The sequence below is a fragment of the Mycobacterium ostraviense genome (assembly GCF_002705925.1).
GTDB classification, from domain to species: Bacteria; Actinomycetota; Actinomycetes; order Mycobacteriales; family Mycobacteriaceae; genus Mycobacterium; species Mycobacterium ostraviense.
This window is the reverse complement of the sequence record NZ_NKRE01000001.1, coordinates 1,335,832-1,361,996: the sequence shown is the minus strand read 5'-3', so window position 1 is coordinate 1,361,996 and position 26,165 is coordinate 1,335,832. Positions and strand designations below refer to the sequence as shown.

The 26,165-nt window shown below is 65.9% G+C and carries 24 protein-coding genes and 2 pseudogenes; 16 read left to right on the top strand and 10 right to left on the bottom strand.

Going from position 1 to position 26,165, the window contains the following annotated elements; all coding sequences use genetic code 11:
- Window positions 1-202: 202 nt before the first annotated feature.
- Together CDN38_RS05990 and CDN38_RS05985 are read right to left on the bottom strand one after the other, a co-directional pair.
- Window positions 203-1,132 (bottom strand): 3-hydroxyacyl-CoA dehydrogenase family protein, encoded by a 930-nt coding sequence (locus CDN38_RS05990; protein WP_075509384.1) that lies wholly within the window; start codon window positions 1,130-1,132, stop codon window positions 203-205.
- Between the two features lie 150 nt (window positions 1,133-1,282).
- Window positions 1,283-1,531 carry a hypothetical protein gene (locus CDN38_RS05985; RefSeq protein ID WP_082276968.1) on the bottom strand — a complete coding sequence of 83 codons (249 nt, stop codon included), beginning with the start codon at window positions 1,529-1,531 and terminating at the stop codon, window positions 1,283-1,285.
- A 106-nt stretch (window positions 1,532-1,637) separates the two neighbouring features.
- On the opposite strand from CDN38_RS05985, the gene CDN38_RS05980 reads away from it, so the two are divergent.
- Window positions 1,638-2,069, top strand: a complete 432-nt coding sequence (locus tag CDN38_RS05980; RefSeq protein ID WP_075509385.1) for a DoxX family protein — start codon at window positions 1,638-1,640, stop codon at window positions 2,067-2,069.
- 59 nt (window positions 2,070-2,128) lie between these two features.
- On the opposite strand, the gene CDN38_RS05975 is transcribed toward CDN38_RS05980, so the two are convergent.
- Window positions 2,129-2,686: a TetR/AcrR family transcriptional regulator gene (locus CDN38_RS05975; RefSeq protein WP_075509386.1), complete on the bottom strand. Its 558-nt coding sequence runs from the start codon at window positions 2,684-2,686 to the stop codon at window positions 2,129-2,131.
- The gene (locus CDN38_RS05970) at window positions 2,683-3,003 is read right to left on the bottom strand and encodes a DMT family transporter (protein WP_082276969.1); all 321 of its coding nucleotides are present in this window, start codon (window positions 3,001-3,003) and stop codon (window positions 2,683-2,685) included. Before CDN38_RS05970 ends, CDN38_RS05975 begins: the two co-directional genes overlap by 4 nt.
- A gap of 56 nt (window positions 3,004-3,059) precedes the next feature.
- Here CDN38_RS05970 and CDN38_RS30415 point away from each other — a divergent pair.
- A pseudogene (locus CDN38_RS30415) lies at window positions 3,060-3,739 on the top strand (hypothetical protein); the annotation flags it as partial.
- A gap of 90 nt (window positions 3,740-3,829) precedes the next feature.
- On the opposite strand, the gene CDN38_RS05955 reads toward CDN38_RS30415, so the two are convergent.
- Complete coding sequence (locus CDN38_RS05955) at window positions 3,830-4,549, bottom strand: LppU/SCO3897 family protein (protein WP_075509390.1); 720 nt, start codon at window positions 4,547-4,549, stop codon at window positions 3,830-3,832.
- 85 nt (window positions 4,550-4,634) lie between these two features.
- Window positions 4,635-7,268, bottom strand: a complete 2,634-nt coding sequence (gene adhE / locus CDN38_RS05950) for a bifunctional acetaldehyde-CoA/alcohol dehydrogenase (protein ID WP_075509391.1) — start codon at window positions 7,266-7,268, stop codon at window positions 4,635-4,637.
- A 117-nt stretch (window positions 7,269-7,385) separates the two neighbouring features.
- On the opposite strand from adhE, the gene CDN38_RS05945 reads away from it, so the two are divergent.
- Complete coding sequence (locus tag CDN38_RS05945) at window positions 7,386-8,510, top strand: adenylate/guanylate cyclase domain-containing protein (protein WP_075509392.1); 1,125 nt, start codon at window positions 7,386-7,388, stop codon at window positions 8,508-8,510.
- Between the two features lie 7 nt (window positions 8,511-8,517).
- Here the strand turns inward: CDN38_RS05945 and CDN38_RS05940 are convergent, their stop codons facing one another.
- Window positions 8,518-9,348, bottom strand: a complete 831-nt coding sequence (locus CDN38_RS05940; RefSeq protein ID WP_075509393.1) for an oxidoreductase — start codon at window positions 9,346-9,348, stop codon at window positions 8,518-8,520.
- A 168-nt stretch (window positions 9,349-9,516) separates the two neighbouring features.
- Entirely contained in the window at window positions 9,517-10,875 is a 1,359-nt protein-coding gene (locus tag CDN38_RS05935) for a protoporphyrinogen/coproporphyrinogen oxidase (RefSeq protein ID WP_075509394.1), read from the bottom strand.
- A gap of 105 nt (window positions 10,876-10,980) precedes the next feature.
- On the opposite strand from CDN38_RS05935, the gene CDN38_RS05930 reads away from it, so the two are divergent.
- The 3 genes from CDN38_RS05930 to CDN38_RS05920 are packed head-to-tail and all read left to right on the top strand — an operon-like array spanning window position 10,981 to window position 14,511.
- Window positions 10,981-12,597, top strand: a complete 1,617-nt coding sequence (locus CDN38_RS05930; RefSeq protein ID WP_099318855.1) for an AMP-binding protein — start codon at window positions 10,981-10,983, stop codon at window positions 12,595-12,597.
- 40 nt (window positions 12,598-12,637) lie between these two features.
- Window positions 12,638-14,020: a WS/DGAT/MGAT family O-acyltransferase gene (locus CDN38_RS05925; RefSeq protein WP_099318854.1), complete on the top strand. Its 1,383-nt coding sequence runs from the start codon at window positions 12,638-12,640 to the stop codon at window positions 14,018-14,020.
- A gap of 26 nt (window positions 14,021-14,046) precedes the next feature.
- A complete protein-coding gene (locus tag CDN38_RS05920; RefSeq protein WP_063471875.1) occupies window positions 14,047-14,511 on the top strand; it encodes a cyclic nucleotide-binding domain-containing protein in 465 nt (154 codons plus the stop codon).
- Between the two features lie 22 nt (window positions 14,512-14,533).
- Here the strand turns inward: CDN38_RS05920 and CDN38_RS05915 are convergent, their stop codons facing one another.
- Window positions 14,534-15,199, bottom strand: coding sequence for a nitroreductase family protein (locus tag CDN38_RS05915; RefSeq protein ID WP_075509397.1), 666 nt, complete (start codon window positions 15,197-15,199; stop codon window positions 14,534-14,536).
- Between the two features lie 2 nt (window positions 15,200-15,201).
- On the bottom strand, window positions 15,202-16,728 hold the full coding sequence (locus tag CDN38_RS05910; protein WP_099318853.1) for an Hsp70 family protein: 1,527 nt from the start codon (window positions 16,726-16,728) through the stop codon (window positions 15,202-15,204).
- Window positions 16,729-16,907: 179 nt separating this feature from the next.
- On the opposite strand from CDN38_RS05910, the gene CDN38_RS05905 reads away from it, so the two are divergent.
- From CDN38_RS05905 to CDN38_RS05860, 10 genes and pseudogenes are all read left to right on the top strand, one after another.
- Window positions 16,908-17,288, top strand: coding sequence for a SpoIIAA family protein (locus tag CDN38_RS05905; RefSeq protein ID WP_075509399.1), 381 nt, complete (start codon window positions 16,908-16,910; stop codon window positions 17,286-17,288).
- Window positions 17,264-17,785, top strand: a pseudogene (locus tag CDN38_RS05900) (CAP domain-containing protein); the annotation flags it as partial. The gene CDN38_RS05905 and the pseudogene CDN38_RS05900, both read left to right, overlap by 25 nt.
- Before the next feature lie 5 nt (window positions 17,786-17,790).
- Window positions 17,791-18,123, top strand: coding sequence for a DUF732 domain-containing protein (locus CDN38_RS05895; RefSeq protein ID WP_099318851.1), 333 nt, complete (start codon window positions 17,791-17,793; stop codon window positions 18,121-18,123).
- Between the two features lie 150 nt (window positions 18,124-18,273).
- Window positions 18,274-19,041 carry an MlaE family ABC transporter permease gene (locus tag CDN38_RS05890; protein WP_075509402.1) on the top strand — a complete coding sequence of 256 codons (768 nt, stop codon included), beginning with the start codon at window positions 18,274-18,276 and terminating at the stop codon, window positions 19,039-19,041.
- Entirely contained in the window at window positions 19,038-19,892 is an 855-nt protein-coding gene (locus CDN38_RS05885) for an ABC transporter permease (RefSeq protein ID WP_075509403.1), read from the top strand. Before CDN38_RS05890 ends, CDN38_RS05885 begins: the two co-directional genes overlap by 4 nt.
- A gap of 25 nt (window positions 19,893-19,917) precedes the next feature.
- Window positions 19,918-21,369: an MCE family protein gene (locus CDN38_RS05880; RefSeq protein ID WP_099318850.1), complete on the top strand. Its 1,452-nt coding sequence runs from the start codon at window positions 19,918-19,920 to the stop codon at window positions 21,367-21,369.
- A gap of 22 nt (window positions 21,370-21,391) precedes the next feature.
- Window positions 21,392-22,420, top strand: coding sequence for an MCE family protein (locus CDN38_RS05875; RefSeq protein ID WP_075509405.1), 1,029 nt, complete (start codon window positions 21,392-21,394; stop codon window positions 22,418-22,420).
- Window positions 22,417-23,739 (top strand): MCE family protein, encoded by a 1,323-nt coding sequence (locus CDN38_RS05870; protein WP_099318849.1) that lies wholly within the window; start codon window positions 22,417-22,419, stop codon window positions 23,737-23,739. Before CDN38_RS05875 ends, CDN38_RS05870 begins: the two co-directional genes overlap by 4 nt.
- Complete coding sequence (locus CDN38_RS05865) at window positions 23,739-25,028, top strand: virulence factor Mce family protein (protein WP_408632999.1); 1,290 nt, start codon at window positions 23,739-23,741, stop codon at window positions 25,026-25,028. The genes CDN38_RS05870 and CDN38_RS05865 overlap by 1 nt, the downstream gene beginning before the upstream one ends.
- Window positions 25,028-26,164 carry a virulence factor Mce family protein gene (locus tag CDN38_RS05860; protein WP_099318848.1) on the top strand — a complete coding sequence of 379 codons (1,137 nt, stop codon included), beginning with the start codon at window positions 25,028-25,030 and terminating at the stop codon, window positions 26,162-26,164. Before CDN38_RS05865 ends, CDN38_RS05860 begins: the two co-directional genes overlap by 1 nt.
- The last annotated feature ends 1 nt before the right edge of the window (window position 26,165 follow it).

The following is a 26,165-nucleotide window of genomic DNA, read 5'->3' as shown; positions in this document are numbered from 1 at the left end:
CCAATCGGTACGCAATCGCCTGGACCATCGCGCCGATGCCGTCGGCGACGGCGCCCGTGATCAGACCACACCCGCCGTGACAGCGAACCGTTCCGGCTGGGCCACGAAATCGTAAGGGGGATAACCACCGTCGCCGGCTGCCTACCGATGGCGACGAAAGTGGCGTACCGAAGTACCCTGAAACCCATTGCAGCACAGAGGACTACAGCACGGCGTCATAGTCGGAGTAGAACCCGCGGCCACTCTTGACTCCGAGGTCCCCGCGAGCGAGGTATTCGCGCAGCAGCAGGCGCGGGCCTTCGGGTATGTCGTCGCGGACCTGCGCGTAGTGCTCCTCGACGTCGAGCACCACGTCGAGGCCGATCTGATCCATCATGCGAAACGGCCCGGCGGGTGAGCGGAAGACGTCCTGAAAGATCCGGTCGACATCCTCGGGCGTCGCCACGCCCTCCTGGACGACCATCAGCGCCTCGCGTTTGATGGCGGCCCAGATGCGGTTGAAGATGAAGCCGACGCTCTCCCGCCGCACCTCGAATGGCGTGAGCCGGTAGCGGGGCAGAAGTTCTTTCAGCGCGTCGATGATCGCGCTGTCGGTCGTGCCGCAGGACATCAATTCGACACTGTTGGCAAGCGGGGGCATCAGGAAATGGATGTTCAGCAGCCTCTCGGGGTGCTTGACGGCGTCGGCCATCTGGCTGCTCGGATATGACGACGAGTTGGTCGCCACGATCGCGTCCTGGTCGGCGACTTCGTCGATAGCGGCCAGCAGCGGCCGCTTGATCGCGAGATCTTCTGCTACCGACTCGATGATGAGCCAGGTCCCGGCAACGGCATCCTCGAGCGGTGTGACGACCTCAACGGTTCCCGCCGGCCCGGTCACAGCGAGCATGTCGCGTACGTGCGGTAGTTGCTCGGCCACGAAGCGCTTGGCGGATTCGGCGCGATCCGGGGTGCGGTTGTAGATGCGTACCGCGCTGCCGCCCAGGGCGAACATCAGCGCGATACGAGCGCCGAGCGTACCTGCTCCGACGACCAGAACGGGCCGTTGTTCGACGTCGGCGGGAATCGCGTAGGACGTCGAGTGCCGGGTAGCCGCGCCGATATTCTCATCGTCGATCTTGTCAGTGTTCATGCCTTGTCCCATTACCGTTGAAGTGGTTGCGCCGCGACGCAGCGTCGGCCAGCGGCGAGCAACCGCCCGACTGTTTGTACCCAATGGTCGCAAGGGGTCCTGGTGACCGCGACGCCGAGGCACGTGCGCCCGGCGAGAGTCAGTTGTCGCTTACAGCTCGCAGCGCTCGTGCGGCGCAGGGTCGTAACATGTCGGCGTCCCATGGGGGCAATAGGGGAGGCTTTGGCCAGCGGTTTTTCGCCAGCCTTGACGAATCAGCTTTCTCGCCAGATACCGTGCCGCCTGCATTCCCTGCCCCCTGCTGTATTGAGGTCCGGAATATTCGATGCCGTCGTAGGCGTCGTAGACATCCTCGGCGAGGGCGTCGATGAGTCTCCTTACTTCCGGTGGGGTGCTCATGGATCGAGAGTTCCCAATTAGGCATGAGCGAAAAACGCGACGCTGATCTTCTACGGTTCGACACGGCGGCGCGCGTCGCCGGACCGCTCGCCCGTAACGTTGGGCTGTGGCGCATGATCGCAACCACCGCCTCTCCCGTTATTCGCCGGCTGTGCTGAGCCTCTTTCGGTTCGTCTATGGCCTGCTCTTCGCCGGCTTCGGCTCGATGACCCTCTTTCGGTGGCCGGTTCCTCCCAGGTATGCCGTTGAGTTCGGATCCTGGCCCACGTGGTATTCCGGCGTGATCCAACTGGTCACGGGCGTGTTGGTGGCAGCCGGGTTGTTCACCCGTATTGCCGCGTTCATCGCCTCGGGCGAAATGGCCGTGGCCTATTTTTGGATGCACCAACCGCGCTCGCTCTGGCCCATCGGCGATCCGCCGGCGGGCAACGGCGGAGTTCTGGCGATCCTCTTCTGCTTCGGCTTTTTCCTGCTGGTCTTCACCGGCGCGGGTACCTATTCGATCGACGCGTTGCGAGCAGCGCGGCGCTCAGCGTGACGCCAGTGTCACGCTCGGCCTTGAGCGTGACACTGGCGTCACGTTCGACGAGGCATCGCTCACGTGTCGGCCGCCAGCCTGGCGACCGCATCCGTGAGGGCCTCGACGCTGAGCGGAGTGCCAGTGATCAGCGCATGCAGCGTTGCGCCGTCGAGGAAAACGGTCACCGCTTCGGCGGCCCGTCGGCCGATGCGCGGTTCGAGCAGCGCTACCAGGCCCTCCGGCCACAGCCGGGCCAGGGACTGTAACTCCGGCCGGTGACTTGCCGCGACGTACAACTCGCTCAGTGTGCGGTGCCGGTCGGGGTCGGTCAGGTAGTCGGCGGTGAGCCGCGCCAGGGTGACGGGAAGATCGGCGGCCCGGTCGAGATCGCGCCGCCACTGCTCCAGCCAATCGGCTGCGCTCGTCGCGGCGTGGGCGAGTGCGGCTTCGCGCAGGGTCCCGAGGTCGCTGAAGTAGTAGGTCGTCGACCCGACCGGAACATCGGCTTCCGCGGCGACCCGGCGGTGCGTCAGTTCCCCGAGGCCGCGCCGGGCGATCACCCGCCCCGCCGCCTCGATGATCGCCTGCCGGCGCCCGACCGGGTCGCGGGGGCGGCGGTGGGATTCCGCGGTCAATGCGCACCGGCAAGGTTCAACGTGAGCACCCCGCCGATGATCAGCCCGACGCCCAGGATCTTCGCCAGCGACACCGGCGAGCCGAGCAGCACGGCGATCAGCACGATGGCGGCCGTGCCGATCGCCGACCACAACGCATAGGCGACGTCGGTCTGCATGCCGCGTGCGATCGACAACGCCAACAGACCGAACGCGACGGCGTAACCGGCCAGGCAGACCACTGTCGGCCACAGCCGGGTGAACCCCTCGGTGCCCTTGAGCAGACTGGTCGCGACCACCTCGGCGAAGATCGCGCAGAACAGAAACAGATAAGCCAAGACGCCTCCTCGTGTACGAATGTACATGTACAAATGTACATTACTATCCGGCTCGGCTGCAGCTCGTCGACTATTCAGGCACCCAGAGTCCCGCCGGAGTACTGCTCGACCGTTTCGGCTCACGGGCGCTGATCGTCAGCGGCGCAACCCTGATGGCCGCTGGCCACTTCATCCTGGTGTCCACCGGGTGGTTGCCGACGGCCGTCGCCGCGCGTGCGGTTGTCGGCCTGGGCGACGCGGTGACGTTCATCTGCGTCTGGTCTCGTACTGGTTTGCGCCCAGGCGTGTCCCACTCGTCACCCAGCTGACCTACATCTGCGGTCAGCTCGGGCAGTTGCTCTCGGCCGTGCCGTTTTTGGCGATACTGCCTGGCGACTGCTGAACCACCGCTTACACATCGGCTGCCGCGCTGGCCGTGATGCCGGCAACGTCATGGCCTGAACCGTCATGCCGGCGCTGCCGGGGCGCGCTCCGCCGTGGTTGCTGGTCGCATTGGTCGTTGTCATCTCCGTCGGGGGACCGGCGTCGATGATCGGATTTGACGTCGCGCGGACGTTCAACCCCAGCGCGACGCCGGGTACCGCCAAGGGCATCGTCAACATGGCCGGCTTCTTCGCTGCCCTGCTGGTCATGCAGGCGATGGGAATGATCCTCGAAATCACCGGCGCTGGGCACCGTAGGCATCGTGGTCACACGTCGAAAAGTACGTCTAATCAAGCGAATTGACGAACAGTAGCTGGTGGACGGCAACACCGAGACAGTGGCGCCGGGGTAACGCTGCCGTCGATGGCCTTTGCGGGCCGAAGCCGATCGCGAAGCGCGGGATTCAACTGCTGCCAACGCGTTCGGTGCAGTAGGTCCTTTTCGGCTGTGTATACGTCAGGGCACGAGTGCGTTTGGGACAAGCGGACGCATCGGTGCCGCCGTCGACTCGTTTGACGATCCTGACCGTGCCGCTGGTGCAGCTTGTTTGGCGGACCGTCTTGTCGTCGTGCTCGGAGGCGTAGCACTGGCCCTGAAGAAGGTTGGCTGCAAAGCACATCCGTACGCCGTTGTGCTCCGCCGACAGGTAGCTGCTGTCGTTCCGCTTGCCGTCCGGACAATTTCCTATCGAGTCGGTGTTGGCGGCGTATTGCAGGACCGCGTCTTTATTCGAGCAACTACTCGGACGCCAATCGGGATTGTCGGTCAGGATCGCGTTGGTCAGGCAGTCGCCGATCGCCAGGCGGGTGGAGTGTCGTACGGCATTGGCGAGGGTTCCGACCACTGCCAGCGCCCCGACGGCAAGCAGCACGATGCCGGTGACGATGAGGCCGGTACCGGCCGACTTCGGCTGCGGCGGCATCGGATAACCGGGTGGGTACCCGCCGTAGCCCGGCTGACCGGCGGCCGGATAGGCAGGCGGCGGATAGCCCGGTGAATACCCGATCGAGGCTTGTTCACGTGCCGCCGAGCGCTTCCGTATTCCGGCGATCAGCAGGATCACGCCCGTGACCGGCAGTAAGAGCGAACCGACGATTGTCCCCGCCATCGCCGCGGCGTTCATGGTTCTCCTCCCGCGGGAAAGGACTGCTGGCCAGCATCATCATGCTCGACGCCGGTCGAAACGTCCGGGGAATCGCGGCAATCGGTCAGCTTCCGGGTGACTGCCCGAGGCTGCCGTCACCGTAGTAGCCCAGCCGAAGCAATGAGGTGATCTCGCTGACCAATGGCATCCGCGGGTTGGTGCGGTTGCTCAGATCCTCGAAGGCCGTCATCGCCAACGCCGGCAGCGCCTCCAAAAAAGCCTCTTCGTCGACGCCGAACTCGCGCAACGACCGCGGCATCTTCAGCCGGTCCAACAGATCGTCGACCCCGTGGAACAACCGGCGGCGGCACTCGTCGGGCTCGTGGCCGCCGAAGATCAGCTGGCCGAGCTGTGCGTACTTGTCCGGGGCGACGTAGGCCGAATATCCGGGTGCCGGCATGAATTTGCTTGGCAGGCTTGCGTTGTAGCGCAGCACATGGGGAAGAAAAATGCCGTTGGCCCGGCCGTGCGAGATCCCGAATTTCGCACCGACGGCGTGGGCGAGCGCATGGTTCGTCCCGACGAACGCGTTCGAAAACGCAAGCCCGGCAAGGGTGGCCGCATTGGACATGGCGGTGCGCGCGGACAGGTCGTCGGGATGCTCGTAAGCTTGCGGCAGTGCGTCGAAGATCAGACGCGCTGCCTGGGCGCACAACGCATCGGTGTACGGCGAGGCGAAGATCGAGACAGCCGCCTCCAGCGCGTGGGTCAGCGCGTCGACGCCGGTGTCGGCGGTCAGTTGCGGCGGCATCGACGAGGTCAGCACCGGGTCGACGATCGCCAGGTCGGGCACCAGGCTGTAGTCGACCAGCGTCTCCTTCTTGCCGCGCACCGTCAACACCGCCGCCGGCGACACTTCCGATCCGGTGCCCGATGTCGTTGGGACGGCGACCAATTGAACACGATGACGGTCCACCGGATAATCGGCTACCCGCTTGCGGGGATCGAGGAACGGCATCGTCAGGTCGTCGAGGCTCTTCTCGGGGTGTTCGTAGAACAGCCGGATCGCCTTGCCGGCGTCCAGCACCGAGCCGCCGCCGACGGCGATCAACAGATCGGGTTGCACTCGCGCCAGCAGCGCGACGCCACGGCGGATGGTCGACTCGTCGGGCTCCGGGGTCACCTCGGCGAACACCTGCACGTGATCGGTGCGTAATTTGCCGCGCAGCGTGTCGACCACGCCGCGCTCCTCGGTCAGGGCATCGGTCACCAGCACCACGGTTTCGCAGTCCAGCTCGCGCAGGTTGTCCAACGCGCCTTCGTTGAAGTAGGTGTTGGACGGGACCCGGAACCACTGCGGCGGGGTGCGGCGGCGCGACACGGTCTTGATGTTGAGCAGTTGCCGGTAGTTGACGTTCTCGGTGGTGCTCGACCCGCCCCAGGTGCCGCAGCCCAACGAGAACGTGGGCGTCAGGTTGTTGTAGACGCCGCCGAGTGCTCCGACCGACGTGGGCGCGTTGACCAGGATGCGGCCGGTGCGAACCGCCAAACCGTATGCCTCGATCACCTTTTCGTCGTTGGCGTAGACCGCCGAGGTGTGGCCCAGCCCCCCGTGCTCGGTGACCAGGACGGCGACGTCGATGGCGTGCGCGACGCTGCGCGCACGCACCACCCCGAGCACGGGCATCAGCTTTTCCTGCACCAACGGGTGCGCGGCGAGTTCGTCCAGGTCGGCCGGCAGCTCCGTCAGCAGCACCTTCACCGTCGGTGACACGCTGAATCCGGCTCGTGCGGCCAGTTCCGACGCCTTCTGTCCGACCGCCGCCAGCGAGATCTTGTCGCCGCAGCCGAACGCGAACTCGGCCACCGCCTTCGCCTGCTCGGGGGTGAGCAGCTGGGCGCCCATCCGCTCGAACTCGGCGATCACCCCGTCGTAGATCTCGTCGTCGATGACGCAGGTCTGCTCGGCCGGGCAAATGACCGAGGAGTCAAAGGTTTTCGAGATCAGGATGTCGACGACGGCGCCCTTGAGGTCCGCGGTTTTGTGGATGTAAATGGGCGCGTTGCCGGGCCCGACGGACAGGCCGGGCTTTCCGGCCGCGTTCGCCAGCGCGACGATCTTCGGGCCGCCGGTCACCCAGATGAAATCGACCTGGGGATGTTTGAACAGATAGTGCGTGACCTCGTGGGCCGCGTCGGGAATGACCTGCAGCGCCCCGGGCGGCATCCCGGCCGCTTCGGCGGCCGTGCGCAGGACTTCGAGGCTGCGTTCACAGGAGCGCACCGCATAGGGCGATGGCCGGAACAGGATGGCGTTGCGGGTCTTTGCGGCCACGATCGCCTTGAACAGCACCGTCGAGGTCGGGTTGGTCACCGGGGTGATGGCCAGCACCACTCCGATCGGCTCGGCGACGTAGGCGATGTTGTGTTCGACGTCCTCGTCGATGACTCCCACCGATTTTTTGTCGCGCAGATAGTCGTGGAGGAACTCGGTGGCCACGTAGTTCTTGACCACCTTGTCCTCGAAGACGCCGAACCCGGTCTCCTCGATCGCCACACCCGCCAGTTCGCCCGCTGCACGCACTCCGGCGCGCACCATCGCCTCGACGATCGCATCGACCTGCTGCTGATCGAGGGTGCGGAACGCCCGGGCCGCCTGCGCTGCCGCGTCGACTATCGCGTCGACCTCGCGTTTGCGGTCCTCGCCGACCGCGGGTGCGTCGATGGGTGAGGCTTTTTCGGTTTGCGTAGTGGTCATGGTCGGATCCTCGACTCGGGGAAACGCGTTGTGGGTCTCCCGAATGAGCCGATGCTAGGGGTCTGTGGTGGGGCATAACGAGGGTCGGAAGGCCCTAGGTTGTTGTACGTTGACGCGGTGTCAGTAGAGCCGGACAACGACGACGTCGAGTCGTTGGGGTTGCTCGATCACCTCGACGGCCGGGCGCGTCAGGAGCGTGCCGAGCTCATCAGCTGGCTGCTCGATCGTGGGTTCGACGTCGACCAGATCCGCGACGCGTTCATTCCGATGCTCTTGCCCGCCAATCGCGCGATCGGCGACGACGGAACCACGGTGTCGGCCCGCGAGATTTCGGAGTCCAGTGGCGTCAGCCTCGAACTGCTGCAACGGCTGCACCGCGCGGCGGGGCTGGTTCGGGTTTACGACCCCGATTCGCCGCTGCGGTCACGCGCCGACGCGGAGGCGGTGCTCAACGCCGCGCGGCTGGTCGACCTGGGCTTGGATCCGGCACGGGTCGGATTGGTCGTGAGACTTCTGGTCGAGGGCCTCACCGGCCCGGCGGTGGCGCTGCGCCGGGCGGCCCTGCAGGCATCGCTACGGCCGGGCGCCACCGAGCTCGATCTGGCGAAGGCCTTCGAACACCTGGCGCAACAGGCCGAGCCGCTGCTTGGCCCGATGGTCGACGATTTGTTGCGGCTGGTGCTGCGACATTCGTTCGAGACCGAGGCGATCAACGTGGCCGAGCGCGCCGCCGGCACCTTGCCGGGTGCGCGGGATGTGGCCGTTGCCTTTGCCGATCTCGTCGGGTTCACGCGGCTGGGGGAGCAGCTGCCGCCGGACGACCTGGGATTGATCGCCTTTCGGCTCAGCGATCTGGCTCACGATGTCACGACGAGTCCGGTGCAGTTCGTCAAGACGATCGGCGACGCGGTGATGCTGGTCTGCGCCGAACCGCCGCAACTGCTGACCACGGTGCTGGACCTGGTCGAGGCGGCGGCCGCCGAGAAAATCCTGCGGCTGCGGGTGGGATTCGCGTTCGGACGCGCCATCAGCCGTTCCGGAGACTGGTACGGCAACCCGGTGAACCTGGCCAGCCGGGTCACCCACGCGGCGCCTTCGGGCGCGGTGTGGGTGACCGAGGCCGCACGCGAGGCGATGGGCGACGCGCCGGGCCTCCAGTGGTCGTTCGTCGGCGCCCGCCATCTCAGGGGGGTTCACGGCGAGGTTCGGCTGTATGCCGTGCGGCGGGCCACATCGGAGTGATCGTCTTTCAGGAGTCGAGATTGGTACCGGCGGTGAGCTCTTCCCACTCGGCGATCTCGTTGGCACGGGTGTCGGCGATGTAGCGATAGGCCATCAGCGCGTCGGGCCCGAGCAGCAAGAACCCTGGCGGCTTGGGCGACTCGACGGCCGTGATGACCGCCGCCGCGGCCTTGGCGGGGTCGCCCTGTTGGTTGCCGTGCATGGTGTCGTTTTCGATGCGGCGTTGCCCGGCGGTGGCGGCGTAGTCGTCGATAACTGTGGCCGACTGGGTCAGCGAGCGGCCGGCAAAGTCGGTGCGAAATGCCCCGGGTTCGACGACGATTACCGAAATGCCAAGGGGCGCAAGCTCACCGCGCAGCGCCCCGCTCATGCCCTCGATGGCGGCCTTCGCCGCGGAGTAGTAGCCGGAGGCCACCGGGGTCAGCTGAACGGTGATCGAGGAGATGTTCACGATCGAGCCGGAGCGGGCAGCCCGCATGCCTGGTAGTACGGCCTTGATCATCGCGACGCTGCCGAAGAAATGCGTCTCGAACAGGGCGCGGATGTCGGCGTCGTCGCCCTCTTCGACCGCGGAGCGGTATCCGTAGCCGGCGTTGTTGACCAGCACGTCGACGCCGCCGAACCGCTTTTCGGCCGCGTGCACCGCGGAGGTGACCTGGTCGGGTTTGGTGACGTCGAGAGCCACGGTCAGCACCCGGTCGGGCGTTGCCTCGGCCAGCTCGGCGACCGTGGTGACGTCACGTGCGGTGACGACGACGTTGTGGCCGGTGCCGATAGCGACTTCGGCGAGCGCACGCCCGAGCCCGCTCGAACAGCCGGTGATAAGCCATGTGGACATTGAGAATGTCTCCTTTCCATCGAGACAACCTTGGCACAACGCGGCAGGCTGCGGTGGCTTCGGCAGGTAATTCCGCCGAGCGTGAGCCTGCTGCGAATTTTCGTGGGAAATCTCGCAGCAGTTGCACGTTCGACGCTGCGCCGCCGCCACACCCTGCGCCGCCTCGCGCTAGCGTGCGCCCGCGAGATCGTCAATGATCGTCTCGGCCGCCTTCTTCCCGGTCGCTAGCGCGCCCTCGGTGCACGCGATGGGAAACAGGTACTCGCCCGCCAGGTACAAACCGTTGACATCGTGCAGGTGATTGTCGAGCAGGTCCTGAATTGCCACGAACTGCCCGGGCGATTGCAGGTTGATGGCGCGATCCCAGCGGAACACCTTAGTGATTTTCGGCTCGTCGGGGAAGGTGGGGCATATTTTCTGCATCTCGGAGATCACCAGCCGGCGGCGTTGCGCCGCGCTCAATCCGGCGAGCTTTTCATCCTCCCAGCCACGAGTGGGCACAATGACCACCGGCTTATCTCTCGAGTTGCTGCCGAGGGAGGCAAAATCCAGGACCGTCTGCTCGCCGGCGGGGATCATGACGACGTAGAAGGGCGTGTCTTTCTGCTCGACGAGCGGTTTGTCCAGACCGAACTGATAGGAGTAAGTGGAGCTGTATTTACACGTGGCAAGGGCCCTGTGCATCGGCTCGGGAAGATCGGGGATCAACTGCCGTGCGACCACGGCGTCGACGGCACAGACCACCCGCTCGGCCTCGACAAAGCCGTCCTTCGTTTCCACGCCCAGCACCCGGTTGTCCTCGATAACCACCTTGGTCACCGGAGTATTGAGACGGACACAATCGCGCACCCGCTCGTACAACCCGGCGGTGATGCTTCCCAGGCCGCCCTCCATCGATCGCATCCCTTTCATCAGGGAGAAGAGCAGGATCGGATGGACGACCGAAATATCCTTCGGGCGCGCCAGGATCATGGTCGACAAGAACGGGTGAAACACCCATTCCAGGGCCTCCCGCCCGCCGTGCGCCAACACGAAATCTTCGGCGCTGGTATTGGAGATCTCGGCCAAGGCGCCGAGGTGTTGATTTGTGGTGTCCACCAATTTCATGTAGCGGCGCAGCGCGAGGAACGCACTCACGGTCTGGGGATACGTTTTCCAGGGAATCCCGGTAAAGAAAAACTTGACGTTCTCGGGCAGCGTCTTGATGGTTTCCCGGAAATTGCCTCCGACGAACAACGTGCGCACTTTGCCATTGCGGACAAACCCGTAACGCTGCTTTTGGATGGAATATATCCGGTCCAACAGACCGAGTTCCGCCAGGTATTGGAAGGTGGTGGCCCATTGCGGTTCGGTGCTGCCCGCGCCGGCCACAAATTCGTACCCGTCCTCGACGACGGTCCGGCAACGCCCGCCCACCACATCGCTCGCCTCGAAGGTGACCACGCCAATCCCGTTCTTGCGCAGCGTGTACGTGGCAGAAAGACCCGCACACCCGGCCCCGATGACGACAATCCTGTTGGCGGGCATGTCTTCTCCTTCAAGTCCCGTTAACGCCACGCAATGCGGTATGGACACTGAGCTTTCCAGGGAAATCCGGCCCGGTCGCGTCCGGCCCGGCGTTACCTTTGTGCCATGAGGTCGCGGCCCTGGAATCTTGCCGACATCATCGAGCAGATGGCCGACTCGGTCCCCGACCGGCCAGCTGTCATCACGGAGGACCGCGAGTACTCCTACGGCGAAATCGACGAGCGCACAATGCGGTTGGCCAACCACCTGGTGTCCGCGGGCATCCGGCCCGGTGACCGTATCGCGGTGCACGCGATGAACTGCATCGAGTGGGTGGACGCGTTCTACGGGGCGTTCAAGGCGCGCGCGGTCCCGATCAACGTCAACTACCGCTATCGGGAGCACGAGCTGATGCACATCTACGGAAACTCCGGATCCGTGCTGGCGATCGTCGCCCCCGAATACGTCGATCTGGTCAATGAGATCCGGCCGGCGCTGCCGCACCTGGGGCAGTTGCTGGTGCTCGGGCAGGACTACGACGCGGCGTTGGATAGCGCGTCACCGCGGCGCCGCATCACCGGCCGCAGCGGCGACGACCTCTACATCCTGTACACCGGCGGCACCACCGGTCTGCCCAAGGGTGTGGTGTGGCGCCAGGAAGACCTGATCCGCGGCGCGCTGAACGCCCAGCGCTGGAATGCCCCGCTGGACAGCGTCGAGCAGCTCGGCGCGGAGGCGGCCGCCAACGAGTTTCCGGTGCGGGTGCTCACCGTCGGACCCCTGATGCACGGCGGCACCCAGTGGATCCTGGGCAACTGCCACGTCGCCGGTGGTACGTTCGTGGTGACCACCCGGCGCAGCTTCGACCCGGCCAACACGCTCGACTTGGCGTCGGCAGCCAAGGTCACCGCGATCGCCGTCCTGGGCGACGCCACCGCCCGCCCACTTGCCGAAGCACTGCTGGCCGAACCGGACCGATGGGATGTGGGAAGGGTGCTGGCGGTGGCCAACGGGGCGGCGCCGCTGTCGGCGGGCGTACGCGCGCAGCTGCGCGAGGCGCTGCCCAACCGCATCATCAGGGACACCCTGGGCGCTTCGGAGTCCGGCGTCACGCTGAACCGCTTCGACGACGGAAAGCCCAGGACCACACCGATATTCGACGCGGACCCCGACGTGATGGTGGTCGACGAGCAACTGCGGCCCTGCCCGGTCGGCCAGGTCGGCATGCTGGCGCGCAGCGGCGCCATTCCGCTCGGCTACTTCAACGACCCGGACAAGACGGCGACCGCCTTCAAACACATCGACGGCAAACGCTGGGTGCTGCCCGGCGATCTCGCCCGTCGCGAGCCGGACGGCACCATCTCGCTGCTGGGGCGCGGCGCGGTCACCATCAACTCCGGCGGCGAGAAGATCCACCCCGAGGAGGTCGAAGGCGTGCTGCTGCGACACCCCGACGTCTTCGACGCCGGTGTGGTCGGTACCCCGCACGAACGGTGGGGCGAACAGGTCACCGCGCTGGTGCAGTTGCGCGCCGGTGCGACCTTGAGCCTGGAGCAGCTGCAAGACCACAGCCGCAAGCTCATCGCCGGGTTCAAGGCGCCCAAGGTGGTGCTCATGGTCGACCAGGTGCCGCGCACCGTGCTTGGCAAGGTCGACTACCGCGCGCTGAAGTCACTGGCGCTCGAACTCTTGGGCCGCGACAAACCCGAGCCCGACCCCGGTGACACCACTCTCGGCGGATAGGGGTGTTTCGAGGTTGCCCGCGACGCTCTACGCTGTCGTCGTGAGGCGGTTGTCCGCTCTGGACGCGGCGTTCTGGTTCGCCGAGACCCATACCTGCCCAATGCACATCGGCGGTCTGGCGATCTGTAATCCCGCCGAGGCGCCCAACTTCAGTTTCGATGTGGTCAAAGACCTCATGGCTGCCCGACTTCCGGAGCTGCCGTTGCTGCGGTGCCGGGTCGCCGGCGCGCCCTTTGGCCTGGACCGGCCATGGTGGGTCGAGGACACCAAGCTCGACATCGACTATCACATCCGGCGCGTCGCGGTGCCCTCGCCAGGCGGACGCCGCGAGTTGGAGGAGCTTGTCGGCCGCCTGATGTCCTATCCGCTGGAGCGCAGCAGACCCCTGTGGGAAATGTGGTTCATCGAGGGTCTCGAGGGCGGTCGTGCCGCGACCCTGACCAAAATCCATCACGCCCTCATCGACGGGGTGTCAGGCGTCGGCCTGAGTGAGATCATGCTGGACGTCACGCCGGAACCGCGGCCACCGGCCGTCGGGGTCCAGGAGTCGTCGGGCGCCGGCATGCCGCGTTTCGAGCGGCGTGCGCTGGGCGCCATGTTCAACGTCACCGTCGCGACCCCCTACCGGTTGGCGCGGATCCTGCAGCAGACGCTGGTTCAGCAGCTGGCCGTGCGGCGACTGGCCAACAAACCGCCGCATTTCTTCCAGGCCCCGACCACCCGGTTCAACGCCGACCTCACGCCCGAGCGGCGGGTCGCTTTCACCCGGGTGCCGCTGGAGCGGGTGAAGGCCGTCAAGCAGACCTTCGGCGTGAAGCTGAATGACGTTGTGATGGCGATGGTTTCGGGTGCCCTCCGGGGCTACCTCGAGGAGCGTGGGGAGCTGCCCGAGCGGCCGCTGATCGCCCAGATTCCGATCTCGACCCACCGCGACGACTCGCAGTCCGCCAACCAGATCGCGTCGACGACGATGAGCCTGGCCTCCGACGTCGCCGATGTCGCGGAGCGACTGAACACCATCTACCGCAATTCCCGGGGCGCCAAGGAGATGGCCAAGGCGCTCACGGCCCACCAGGCCATGGGCCTGACGGATACGACACCGCCGGGCCTGCTGGCCCTGGCCGTTCGCGCATACACCGCCAGCCGTCTCGGCGGCCGCGTCGCCCCGATAAACCTCGTCATTTCCAACGTCCCCGGGCCCGACTGCCCGATCTATCTGGCCGGCGCGGTGGTGGAAAGCCTGATACCGATCGGCCCCCTGACCATGGAGGTGGGCCTGAACGTCACCTGCTTCAGCTACCGCGGGTCCATCGATTTCGGTTTCGTCACCACCCCGGAGGTCGCCGACGATATCGACGACCTCGCCGACGCGATCGAGCCCGCGTTGACGCAATTGGAGGAAGCCGCCGGGCTCGTGGCCTGACTGGTCACCAACGAAAGGAATTCACAGTGCGGACCCTGGAAGGCGTGCTGGCCGGGCATCGGTTCTTCAGCGGGATGGACCCGCGTTATCTGCAGTTGGCGGTCGGGTGCGCGGCGAACGTGCGCTTCAACGCCGGCGAGCTGATCTGCCGCGAAGGTGAGCACGCGGATCACTTCTACCTGATTCGCGCCGGCAAGATCGCGCTCGAAACGTCTTCTCCCGGCCACGGCAGCCTGGTCGTGCAGACACTCGGCGACGGCGACATCCTCGGATGGTCGTGGCTGGTGCCGCCCTACCACTGGCGCTTCGATGCGCGCGCGGCTGAGATGACACGGGCGATCGTCTTCGACGGCAAGTGCCTGCGCCAGAAATGCGAAGAGGACCACGAACTCGGGTACGAACTGCAAAAGCGTGTCATTGCCGTACTCGGAGAGTATCTCGATGCCACCAGGTTTCGGCTGTTGGACATCTATCGCGACGCCATCGACTGAGGTGCCGCAGCCGGTCTTAAATTTAGGCGTGGAATGCCGGGCCGCCGAAGCGCTCCCGGGTGACGAACTCGGCAACCGGCCGGCGGCGCAGCTTCGTCAGTTGGCGGGTGGGCCTGCCGAGCGGCACGATCGCGGCGACCGCGTGGGTGTCGGGAATGCCCAGCAATGCGCGCACCTGCTCTTCCCCGGCGATCGCCATGGTGGTGATGGTGCCGCCGTAGCCCTCGTTCCGAGCGGCCAGCAGGATGTTCCACACCAATGGATACACCGACGCGCCGGCGGCGATGCCGACCCGGTCCAGGTCCCGATCCAGCGCCGCGACCACCTCCAGGTCGACGGAAACCACCAGTACCACAGGCGCTTTCGTAACCGACGCCACGAATGCGTGCGGAACTTCGGTGCTGTCGACGACCTGCTGCGGCACACCGCTGGGATGAATGGAGTTCCAAGGATTTTCACCGGCCGTCAGCTGGGCGAGGTAGCGGCGAGCGGCCGGGATGCCCAGCTCGGCCAGGCGACGACGGACGTCGGCGTTGCGCACCACGGTGATGTGGGCGCCTTGCCGGTTGCCGCCGCTGGGCGCGAACCGGGCGTTGTCGAAGATGCGGCCCAACACCTCGTCGGGCAGCGGGTCGTCGGTGAACTCGCGTGCCGCGAACGTCGTTCGCATGACCTTGTACAGGTCCATGGTCACAGCCCTGCAGGAGCGCTTCGTTCCAGCCGGAAGGTGCGCTTGAAGCCGGTGGGCTGGGTTGTCAGGGTCACTTCCACCGCGCCGCCGGGGGCGACGACGTAGCGTTCCTCGACATCGGGCCCGTCGTTGCAGCGGCCGACGGGTTGCCGCCCAAGGTCGTGGTGGTCATACAGGGCAGGGTCGAAGGGGAAGTAGACGGGATCGTAGGGGGTCACGTCCCCGTCGGGACGGCCGTTGACCAGGCGGCTGCACTCCACGAACCGGAAATGTCCGATGTTGTGGGCCGCCCGATAGGTTCGCCTGATGATCAGCGGCGAATGCCCGTCGGCGGGAAGCGAGGCGTCTTTGGGCACGATCGGGTCGAACACTACGTCGGCGCCGGCCCGCGCCTCGCGGAAGACTCCGAAATGCCGCGAAAAGTGTTCGGATAACTGGAAATTCGCTTTCGTGTCGAGAAAGACCGCCAGCCCGATGGCCGTCGCGGCAAACGGGTGCGGCGAGCGTTTCACGCGTTTGTCCCCGAAGGTGGCGCGCAGCATCCGAGAAATCAGCGGGAAGCTGCCGGCCCCGCCCACCAGGTAGATGCCTGCCACCTCGGACCAGGCGACGCCGCTTCCGGTTGCCACTGGGTCGCGCAGCACGCGCGAGAGCACGTCCATGGTTTTGTCGACGAGCGGCGCACAGGCCGCGTACACGTCGTCGATGCCGCAGGCGAACGGCGGCCGGTCGATCCCGTCGACCACCGTCAGGTCCACCAGGAAGCGGCGGGTCTGCGGCCCGATGGCCTCCTTGCGTGCGGCGCACTCCTCGCGCAGCAGGTCGGATGCTTCGGCAGCTCCCGGCAGCGTCGCGCCGGACACGACGAGCTGCAGTATCGCCTGGTCGAAATCGTCGCCACCGAGACGCTGGATGCCCTCGCTGACGACGACCTCGTTGACCTGGCCCGTCATTTTCAGCAGCGAGGCGTCGAAGGTGCCGCCGCCGAGGTCGTAGATCAGGACGTATTCGCGTTTGGCGGTGATGGTGGAGCGGTACCGGTGGGCATACTCAAGGCTGGCCGCAGACGGTTCGTTCAGCATTGCGACGACGTGAAAGCCCGCCGCGACAAAGGCGTCCAGCGTCAGAAAGCGTTGCGCGCTGGACGCATTGGCCGGCACACTGATCGCCGCCTCGATCGGTTCGCCGGGCTCGAGTCCGGCGTTGGAGCGATGGCAGAGACCATTTTTCAACTGGGCGAGGTAGCCGGTGAGCAGCTCGGCCAGTGGGTAATCGCGGCCGGCCAGGTTCACCGCGGTGTGCGGTCCGGCGTCGTTGAGCAGGCGTTTGAACGAGCGCAGCACCGACCACCCCGGCTCGCGGCGTACGGCGGCCGCATCCGGCCCGAACCGGATCTCTCCGGCCGTATTCGCGGCGATGAGCGACGGCCAGGTCTCCACCCCGTCGAAGGAAACGACGGGGTAGTTGCCTCTGTCGACGACTGCGGCGACGGTGTGCGTGGTGCCGAAGTCGATACCGACTCTCATCGCGCCCAATTTTAGGCCCGACGCACGGCGCTTCGGCGCTACCCGTTTACCGGCGCGCCGTCGGTGGCGACGGCGGCGTGGGTGGTGCTTCGGTGACTTTGGTCTCTACGCCACCGCGCCGGGCGAGGAGAAGATGACCACAAGAGACTTCACCGGGTGAGCAGACATGAGGAGCCAAAGTGATCGAGCGACTGGACGGCTTTCCCGACAACGTCGCAGCGTTCGCCTTGCATGGGCATGTGACGAAAGCCGATTATGACGCGATACTGATACCCGACTTCGAAGACAGACTGGCCCGTCACAAGAAGGTCCGGATCTACATTGAGATACCGCCTGACTTCGAGAAATTCGATCCCGGTGCGGTCTGGGAGGATTCGAAGTTCGGCTTCGGCCACTTCTTCGACTGGGAACGCGCCGCCTTGGTCACCGACGTGGAATGGATGGCCCATGTGGCGAAATTCAGCCAGTTCTTCGGCTTTCTGTGGCCCGGGGAGTACCGCGCATTCTCCGACGCGCAAGTCGACGAAGCGCGCAAATGGATCGCCGAACCGCACGAGTGAATGCGGTTGGCCCGATCTTGTCCGCTGCGTTCGCGGCCGGAGCGCTCGCAGCAATGCCGCCCGCGAACGCGGACAACAAGCGGCTCAACGACAGTGTCGTCGCGAACGTCTACACCGTGCAGCACAACGCCGGCTGCACCAACGATGTGCGGATCAACCTGCAGCTGCAACTCGCAGCGCAATGGCACACCGTCGACGTGCTCAACAATCGGGCCCTCGACGGTGACTTCGGCTCTGATGGCTCGACCGTGCAGGACCGCGCGACCGCCGCGGGCTATCGCGGCAGCGTCGCCGAGACGGTGGCTATCAACCCGGCCCTCGCGATCAGCGGCATCGAGGTGATCAACCAGTGGTACTACAACCCCGCATACCTGGCGATCATGCAGAACTGCGCCTATACGCAGATGGGCGTGTGGTCGGAGAACAGCCTGGACCGCAGCGTGGTCGTCGCCGTGTACGGCGCACCGGCCGACCACCCGGCGCCAAGGGGCTCGGCCTGACCATGGCCGCCGTCGGGTCGGTCGTCGTGGTGGCTACCGGTTCACCCGCGGCCCACGCCGACGCGGTGGCCTACCTGGTCAATGTGACGGTGCGCCCGGGCTACAACTTCCCCGACGCCGCGACCGCGCTGGCGTATGGGAACGGCATCTGTGAGAAAGTGCGGGCCGGGGAGCGCTACCCACAGATCATGAGCGAGGTCAAAAGCGACTTCGGCACCGCCGACGAGTATCAGGCCTCCTATCTGATCAGCCAGGCGGTCGGCGAATTGTGCCCAGCCCAGATTTGGCAGTTGCGGCAATCGGCCGGCGGCTACGTGCCACCGGCAGGTTCGTGAACATGTTGGTGCCACCCGGTAGAGGACCTTCGTCCACTTAGTCCTGACAAACGACTCTTCCCCGAGTGCCAGGCGGCGACCATAGTCCGTTCAAGAACGCAGCAACACCCACAAGCGCACCAGAGCGAATCAGAAAGGGAAGCCGCGCTGATGGTTTCATCCGACACCGTCACCAAGCCGCTGCGTTCCGTCGGCGAATTCTTCGCCATGTCGCTGGACACCTTCGTGGCGATGTTCAAATTGCCCTTCCCGTGGCGGGAGTTTCTGCTGCAAAGCTGGTTCGTGGCACGGGTTTCCATCATTCCGACGCTGTTACTGGCGATTCCGTTCACCGTGCTCGTCGTATTTACCCTCAACATCCTGTTGGTGGAGTTCGGCGCCGCCGATTTCTCCGGCACCGGCGCAGCCACCGCCTCGGTCACCCAGATCGGGCCGATCGTGACCGTGCTCGTCGTCGCCGGCACCGGAGCCACCGCGATGTGCGCCGATCTGGGCGCCCGCACCATCCACGAGGAACTCGACGCGCTGCGGGTGATGGGCGTCGACCCGATTCGCCGGCTGGCGGCGCCCCGCGTGCTGGCGGCCACCGTCGTCGCGGTGTCGTTGGTGTCGCTGGTGACCCTGGTCGGCCTCGCCGGCTCGTTCGTGTTCTCGGTGTTCGTCCAGCACGTCACGCCGGGGGCTTTCGCCGCGGGCCTGACGCTGATCACCCACCTTCCCGAACTGATCCTGGGTCTGGTCAAAGGCGCGCTGTTCGGCATGGCCGCCGCCCTGATCGCCTGCTACAAGGGCATTTCCGTCGGCGGCGGGCCGCAGGGTGTCGGCAATGCCGTCAACGAGACAGTTGTCTACTCGTTCATCGCGTTGTTCGTGATCAACATCGTCGCGACGGCCGTCTTCTACGTAGGCCCGCAATGAGCGCCGACCCGCCGGTCGAGCGGCTCGCCTGGATCAGTCACCGGGCGAGTGGCTTGGTAGCGGGCTGGAATCGCATCGGCTCCCAGGTGGCCTTCTACGGCCGGACGATCGCCGAAATGCGAACGGCGTTCGGCCATTATGGCCGCGAGATCATCCGATTGATCGCCCAGATGAGCCTGGGCACCGGCGCGCTGGCGGTGATCGGCGGCACGGTGGTCATCGTCGGCTTTCTGACCTTGTCGACCGGTGCCGTCATCGCCGTGCAGGGCTACAACCAGCTGTCCGGCATCGGGGTGGAAGCCATGACCGGCTTTATCTCCGCCTACGTCAACGTGCGCATCATTTCACCGGCGGTCGCCGGTGTCGGTTTAGCGGCCACCATCGGCGCGGGCGCCACCGCGCAGCTGGGTGCAATGCGCATCGCCGACGAGATCGACGCGCTCGAGGTGATGGCCGTCCGGTCGGTGGCCTACCTGGTCTCCACCCGGGTGGTCGCCGGTGTGGTCGTGGTCATCCCGCTGTATTGCATAGCGGTGGTGTGTGCTTTCCAGGCCGCCCGATTCGGCACCACCGGGGTCTACGGTCAGTCCACCGGCGTCTACGACCATTACTTCCGTACCTTTCTGAATTCGACGGACCTGCTGTGGTCGTTCCTCACGGTGATCGCCGCGGCCATCGCCATCATGCTGGTGCACACCTATTACGGCTACACCGTCAAGGGGGGGCCCGCCGGAGTGGGCGCGGCGGTCGGCCACTCGGTGCGCACCTCGCTCATCGTGTTGACGCTGATCGTGCTGGCGATCTCGCTATCGGTGCACGGCCAGTCCGGCCATTTCAATCTGTCGGGATAGCCGGGTAGTCAGGGGAGCCGCGGTCATGTCGGAATCACGTTCGCAGCGAACGCATCCCGGGTGGTGGACGCTGGTGCTGGTGATCGCCGTCGTCGGCACCGGCGCGCTGACTGGCGCGCTGTTCTCCGGCTCGTTCAAGTCATCGGTCACGGTGACGGTGCTGTCCGACCGGGCGGGCCTGGTGATGGATCGCGGCGGCAAGGTCAAGATGCGCGGAGTGCCGGTGGGCCGGGTCAGCGAGATCACCGCCGGGAAAGATGACGTGAGCTTGAAATTGGCCATCCAGCCGGAGCAGATCAGATACATCCCGGCCAACGTGGGGGCCCGGATCCGGGCCACCACGTTGTTCAGCGCCAAATACGTCGACCTGGTGTACCCGCGCGACCCCAGCCCGCAGCGTCTGGCCGCGGGGACGGTGTTGCGGGCCGAGAATGTCGGCACCGAGGTCAACACGATGTTCGCCAACCTGGTCAAGGTGCTCAACCAGATCGACCCGGCGAAGCTGCAGGGGGTGCTGTCCGCGCTGGCCGAAGGTCTGCGCGGGCACGGTGCGACGGTCGGTCAGAGCATCACCGACGCCAACCAGGTGCTGCTCGCGATCAATCCGCGCGCCGAAACGGTCCGGGCGGACACGCAGGCGGTAACCCATCTCAGCGACACCTATGGTGCTGCGGCACAAGACATCCTAAAGGTCCTCGACGCGGCCAGCGTCACCAGCGCCACCATTGCCGGGGAGGCGCCGGCGCTGGATTCGCTGCTCGCGGAGATGATCGGCCTGTCGCGCAGCGGTATTGCGCTGCTGGGCGCGAACAAGGACAGGCTGATCACCGCCGTGAACCTGCTCGACCCGACGACCAGCCTGCTGACGAAGTACCACGGGGTTCTGACGTGCATGCTGGTCGGCGCCAAGATCGCCCTCGACACCGGCTATCTGGATGCCACCGGCGGCGCCAATGGCTATTCACTGATCATCGACAGCACTCCGTTGTTCGGCGCCGACCAATACCGTTTTCCGCAGAACCTGCCGATCGTCGGCGCCAAAGGTGGACCCGGCGGTAAGCCGGGCTGCGGATCGCTGCCCGACGTCGCCGCCAACTGGCCGCTGCGCCAACTGATTACCAACACCGGCTGGGGAACGGGGCTCGATATCCGGCCCAACCCCGGAATCGCTTTCCCGGCATACGCCGACTACCTCCCGGTCACCCGGGGACAGCCCGAACCGCCCAGCATCCGCTATCCGGGCGGGCCGGCCCCCGGCCCCATCCCGTATCCGGGTGCGCCGCCCTACGGCGCTCCGCAGTACGCACCGGACGGAACCCCGCTGTACCCGGGCCTGCCGCCGGCGCCGCCGCCCGGCGCCCCGCGCGAACCAGGGCCCCCGCCAACGGGATCCGAGCCGTTCGTCGTCCCGGCGCCGGCACAGCTGCAGCCGACACCGGCCCCGGCGCTCCCTCGAGAAGCGACACCGTCGCCGTGACGCCGGAGGAGAAGCCAACGCGATGAGAGAGAACCTGGGCGGCGCCATCTGGCGGCTGGCGATCTTCATGGTCGTGTGCGCGCTTGGGCTGATCGCGATGTTGGCGATCTTCGCCGACCTGCGATTCGGGGACGAAAAGCCGTACCGGGCGCACTTCAGCAACGTGTCGGGACTGGAAAGCGACAACTTCGTCCGCATCGCCGGCGTGGAAGTCGGCCAGGTCAAACGCATCTCGATCCAGGACGACGGAACCGCGATCGTCGAGTTCGGCACAGATGACTCCGTGGTCCTGACCGAGGGCACCAAAGCGGTGATCCGCTACCAGAACCTGATCGGCGGCCGCTATCTGGCGCTCGAGGAAGGGAGCGGCGGCGGCAGACAACTGCGGCCCGGTGACACGATTCCGCTGGCGCAGACGTCGCCGGCGTTGGACTTGGACGCACTGATCGGCGGCTTCCGGCCGTTGTTCCACGCGCTGGATCCCGATCAGGTCAACGCCTTGTCGACCGAGCTGATCAAGGCATTCCAGGGTGAGGGCGCGACGATCAGTTCGTTCCTGGCGCGAACGGCGGCGCTGACCAACACGCTGGCGGACCGCGGTCAGCTGATCGGGCAGGTCATCGTCAACCTGAACACCGTGCTGGGCTCGCTGGGTGACCAAAGTACCCAATTCGCCAAGGCGGTCGATTCGATGTCCCAATTGCTGGCCACCCTGGCCGACAACAAGCAGGAGATCAGCACCGGTATCGGCTACGCCAACGCGGCCGCAGGATCGATCGCCGATCTGCTGGCGCAAGGCCGCGCACCACTGGCCGACATCATTCACCAGTCGGAGCGGATAGCGGACGTCATACTGGCCGACCGCGACTATTTCGACGATCTGCTCAACACGCTGCCGGACGCCTACCAGATGCTGAATCGGCAAGGCCTCTACGGCGACTTCTTCAGCTTCTACATGTGCGACCTGCTGTTGAAGCTGAACGGCAAAGGCGGCCAACCGATTTACGTCAAGGTGATCGGTCAGCCATCGGGGAGGTGCACACCACGATGAAATCGTTCGGCGAACGCAACCCCCTGGTCGTCGGCGCGGTCGGCATGCTGATCGTCGCCGGGACGGTGGTGGCCGCTCTGACCTACAGCAAGCTGCCGTTCGTCAAGTCCGGTAGAGATTACTCGGCCTACTTCGCCGAGGCGGGCGGCCTGCAGACCGGCACTACGGTGCAGGTTTCGGGCCTCAAGGCGGGCAAGGTCAACAGCATCGCGTTGGACGGGCCCAAGGTGCTGGTCAACTTCGAGGTCGACAAACACATCCGGCTCGGCGACCGCACCGAGGCCGCAATCAAGACGAAAAGCGTGCTGGGCGCCCGGATCCTGGAAATCACACCCCGCGGCGAGGGTAGGCTGAACAGGCCGATTCCGCTCGAACGCACGACGTCGCCTTACCAGCTGCCCGACGCGCTCGGCGATCTCGGCGCCACCATCAGCGGGCTGGACACCGACAAGCTGTCGGAATCATTGGCCGTGCTGGCGGACACCTTCTCCGGTACCGCGCCCGACCTGAGAATCGCGCTGGCCGGTGTGGCGCGGTTCTCCCAGACGCTCAACGAGCGCGACGCTCAACTGCGAAATCTGTTGTCCAACGCCAACAAAGCCACGACGGTGTTGTCGGAGCGCAGCGAGCAGATCGCCCGGCTGGTCGCCGACAGCAACGCCATGCTTGCGCAGCTGGAAAGCCAAAGCCGCTCGCTGGATGCGATCTCCGGCAACATCTCGGCGATCAGCCGGCAAATCAAGGGCTTTATCGCCGATCACCGGCAGACCCTCAACCCGATCCTGGACAAGCTCGACCGGGTCCTGACGATCGTCGACAACCGCAAACAGCGAATCCAGCTGGCGATCAAGAAGTTCAACGACTACGCGCTGTCACTGGGTGAGTCGATGTCCACCGGCCCGTGGTTCAACTTCTACATCACCAACCTGATTCCTGGTCAGTTCATCCAGCCATTCGTCGACGCCGCGTTCTCCGATCTCGGTTTGGATCCCAATGTGCTGCTGCCGTCGCAGCTCACCGATCCGCAGCTCGGTCAGCCGGGCACACCTGCGCTGCCGGTGCCGTTCCCGCGCACCGGTCAGGGCGGCGAGCCGCGGCTGAACCTTCCGGACGCGATCACCGGAAATCCCGGCGATCCCCGCTATCCGTACCGCGAGCCGCCGCCGGGGCCGCCGCCGGGCGGGCCGCCGCCGGGGCCGCCGGCGCTGGCCCCCGGAGAGACGACCCCGCCGCCGCCGCCGACACGGCCGCCGGTGTACGTTCCCGCGCCCGGCGAACCGCCCCGGCCTGCGAAACCCGGACAGCAAGCGGGCCAATGATGAACCGCCACAATGTCCGCGTCGGTGTGGCCGCCCTGCTCGTGCTCACCCTCATCGGCGGCGTCGTGCTGGCGTGGCAGTCAGCCGCCGCGACAAGCCGAACGACCGCGGTCGCCTACTTCAAGAACAGCAACGGCATTTTCGTCGGCGACGACGTGCGCATCCTCGGGGTGCCAGTCGGCACGATCGACAAGATCGAGCCGCAACCCGAGCGGGTCAAGATCACCTTCTCCTACGACGCCAAATACCAAGTGCCCGCGAATGCCAAAGCGGTGATCCTGTCTCCGTCGCTGGTCACGGCGCGCGTTATTCAGTTGACACCGGCCTACACCGGCGGGCCGCAACTGCCCGACCACGCGGTGATCCCGCTGGAGCGCACCGCTGTCCCGGTGGAGTGGGACGACCTACGTCAGGACCTGGCAAAGCTCACCCAGATGCTGCAACCGAGCCAACCCGGCGGGGTGAGCGCGATGGGAGCGTTGCTGAACACCGCCGCCGACAACCTGCGGGGTCAGGGAGCAACCATCCGGGACACCATTGTCAAACTGTCCCAGGCGGTTTCGGCACTCGGCGACCACAGCAACGACATCTTCAGCACGGTGAAGAACCTGTCGATACTGGTGTCGGCGCTGCAAAGCAGCACCGACCTGATGCGCCAGCTGAACCAGAACCTGGCCTCGGTGACCGGGCTGCTGACGAACGACCCCGATGAGGTTGCCAACGCGGTAGCGGCGCTGGCCGACGTCGTCGGCGACGTCTGGAGCTTCGTGGCCGAAAACCGGGAAGCGCTGGGCGAAACGTCCGACAAGCTGGCATCGGTGTCCACCGCGCTGAACGACAGCCTCGGCGACATCAAACAAGCACTGCACATCGCCCCGACCGAGTTGCAGAACTTCATGAACATCTACCAGCCCGCGCAGGGCACCCTCAGCGGTGCGCCGGCGTTCAACAACTTCGCCAACCCGATTGCCTTCTTGTGCGGGGCAATACAAGCGGCATCGCGACTGGGTTACGAACAGTCGGCAAAGCTGTGCGTCCAGTATCTGGCGCCGATCATCAAGAATCGGCAATACAACTTCCCGCCACTGGGGGAGAACTTGATCGTCGGTGCGGTGGCGCGGCCCAACGAGGTCACCTACAGCGAGGACTGGATGCGGCCGGACTATGTTCCGCCGCCTTCCAATTCTCCCGCGGTCGAAGGAATTCCGCCGCTGCCGGCCGAGGTTCATCCCACCGATCCCGGCGCCGGGCTGCGCGGCTTGCTGCTGCCCTTCGAAGGAGGCTCCTGATGGGTGCGGTGTGGCGTCTCGGCGCGATGTGCGCGCTGGCGGTGCTGGCGGTGACCGGCCTGGCCGGCTGCGGTTGGCGAGGCCTCAACTCGATGCCGTTGCCGGGGACCTCCGGTCGCGGCCCTGGCTCGTTCACCATTCAGGCGCAATTGCCGGACGTGGGCACCCTCGAACAGAACTCCCGCGTGCAGGTCGGCGACGTCACCGTGGGCAACGTCACCAAGATCGAGCGGCAGGGCTGGCATGCGCTGCTCACCCTCAGGCTCAACGGCGACGTCGAATTGCCGGCCAACGCGACCGCCACCATCGGCCAAACCAGCCTGCTCGGTTCGCTGCACATCGAACTGGCCCCGCCCACCGACGTCGCGCCACAGGGCAAGTTGACGCAAGGATCACTGATCCCGCTGTCGTCGGCTGGCAGCTACCCTTCGACCGAGCAGACCCTGGCCGCGGTCTCGCTGCTGCTCAATGGTGGTGGTATCGGCCAGATTCAGGACATCACCGAAGCATTGAGCGTCGCGCTGGCCGGACGGGCCGCCGACCTGCGTAGCCTGATCCAACAGGTCGACCGGTATGTCGGCCTGGTCGGTGACCAGACCGGCGACATCATCGCGGCGGCCGAAAGCCTGAACAACGTGGTCGGCCAGTTGGCGAACGACAAGCCGGTGGTGGACCGGGCGCTGCGGACCATCCCGGACGCGCTTCGGACCCTGGCGGACCAACGGCAGCAACTGGTCGATGCGCTCGATCAATTCGCCAAATTCAGTGCGCTGGCCGCCGACTCCGCCAACCAGACCAAGGACGCCTTGGTCAAGCAGCTGAAAGACCTTGGGCCGGTGGTGGAATCGCTGGCCAATGCCGGTCCGGCCCTGACCCGCTCGCTGAGCTTGCTCACCACATACCCGTTCCCCAAGGACACGATCAGCAACTGGGCCCGCGGGGACTACGCCAACCTGACGGCCATCATCGACCTGACGCTGAGCCGGCTCGACGCCTCGTTCCTCACCGGCACCCGGTGGGAGGGCAACCTGACCGAGCTGGAGCTGCAGTGGGGCCGCACCATCGGCCAGATGCCGAGTCCCTACACCGCCGGCAATCCGCTTGTCGCTCCGTACCATTGGGATCAGGGGCGGTGAC

Coding starts and splice junctions, on each gene's coding strand:
- CDN38_RS05940 (WP_075509393.1), bottom strand. CDS start 9,348: ATGTCCACATGGCTTATCACCGGCTGTTCGAGCGGGCTCGGGCGTGCG.
- CDN38_RS05990 (WP_075509384.1), bottom strand. CDS start 1,132: ATGAACACTGACAAGATCGACGATGAGAATATCGGCGCGGCTACCCGG.
- CDN38_RS05895 (WP_099318851.1), top strand. CDS start 17,791: ATGGCCGCCGTCGGGTCGGTCGTCGTGGTGGCTACCGGTTCACCCGCG.
- CDN38_RS05935 (WP_075509394.1), bottom strand. CDS start 10,875: ATGCCCGCCAACAGGATTGTCGTCATCGGGGCCGGGTGTGCGGGTCTT.
- CDN38_RS05860 (WP_099318848.1), top strand. CDS start 25,028: ATGGGTGCGGTGTGGCGTCTCGGCGCGATGTGCGCGCTGGCGGTGCTG.
- CDN38_RS05865 (WP_408632999.1), top strand. CDS start 23,739: ATGAACCGCCACAATGTCCGCGTCGGTGTGGCCGCCCTGCTCGTGCTC.
- CDN38_RS05885 (WP_075509403.1), top strand. CDS start 19,038: ATGAGCGCCGACCCGCCGGTCGAGCGGCTCGCCTGGATCAGTCACCGG.
- CDN38_RS05985 (WP_082276968.1), bottom strand. CDS start 1,531: ATGAGCACCCCACCGGAAGTAAGGAGACTCATCGACGCCCTCGCCGAG.
- CDN38_RS05955 (WP_075509390.1), bottom strand. CDS start 4,549: ATGAACGCCGCGGCGATGGCGGGGACAATCGTCGGTTCGCTCTTACTG.
- adhE (WP_075509391.1), bottom strand. CDS start 7,268: ATGACCACTACGCAAACCGAAAAAGCCTCACCCATCGACGCACCCGCG.
- CDN38_RS05880 (WP_099318850.1), top strand. CDS start 19,918: ATGTCGGAATCACGTTCGCAGCGAACGCATCCCGGGTGGTGGACGCTG.
- CDN38_RS05910 (WP_099318853.1), bottom strand. CDS start 16,728: ATGAGAGTCGGTATCGACTTCGGCACCACGCACACCGTCGCCGCAGTC.
- CDN38_RS05930 (WP_099318855.1), top strand. CDS start 10,981: ATGAGGTCGCGGCCCTGGAATCTTGCCGACATCATCGAGCAGATGGCC.
- CDN38_RS05915 (WP_075509397.1), bottom strand. CDS start 15,199: ATGGACCTGTACAAGGTCATGCGAACGACGTTCGCGGCACGCGAGTTC.
- CDN38_RS05875 (WP_075509405.1), top strand. CDS start 21,392: ATGAGAGAGAACCTGGGCGGCGCCATCTGGCGGCTGGCGATCTTCATG.
- CDN38_RS05890 (WP_075509402.1), top strand. CDS start 18,274: ATGGTTTCATCCGACACCGTCACCAAGCCGCTGCGTTCCGTCGGCGAA.
- CDN38_RS05870 (WP_099318849.1), top strand. CDS start 22,417: ATGAAATCGTTCGGCGAACGCAACCCCCTGGTCGTCGGCGCGGTCGGC.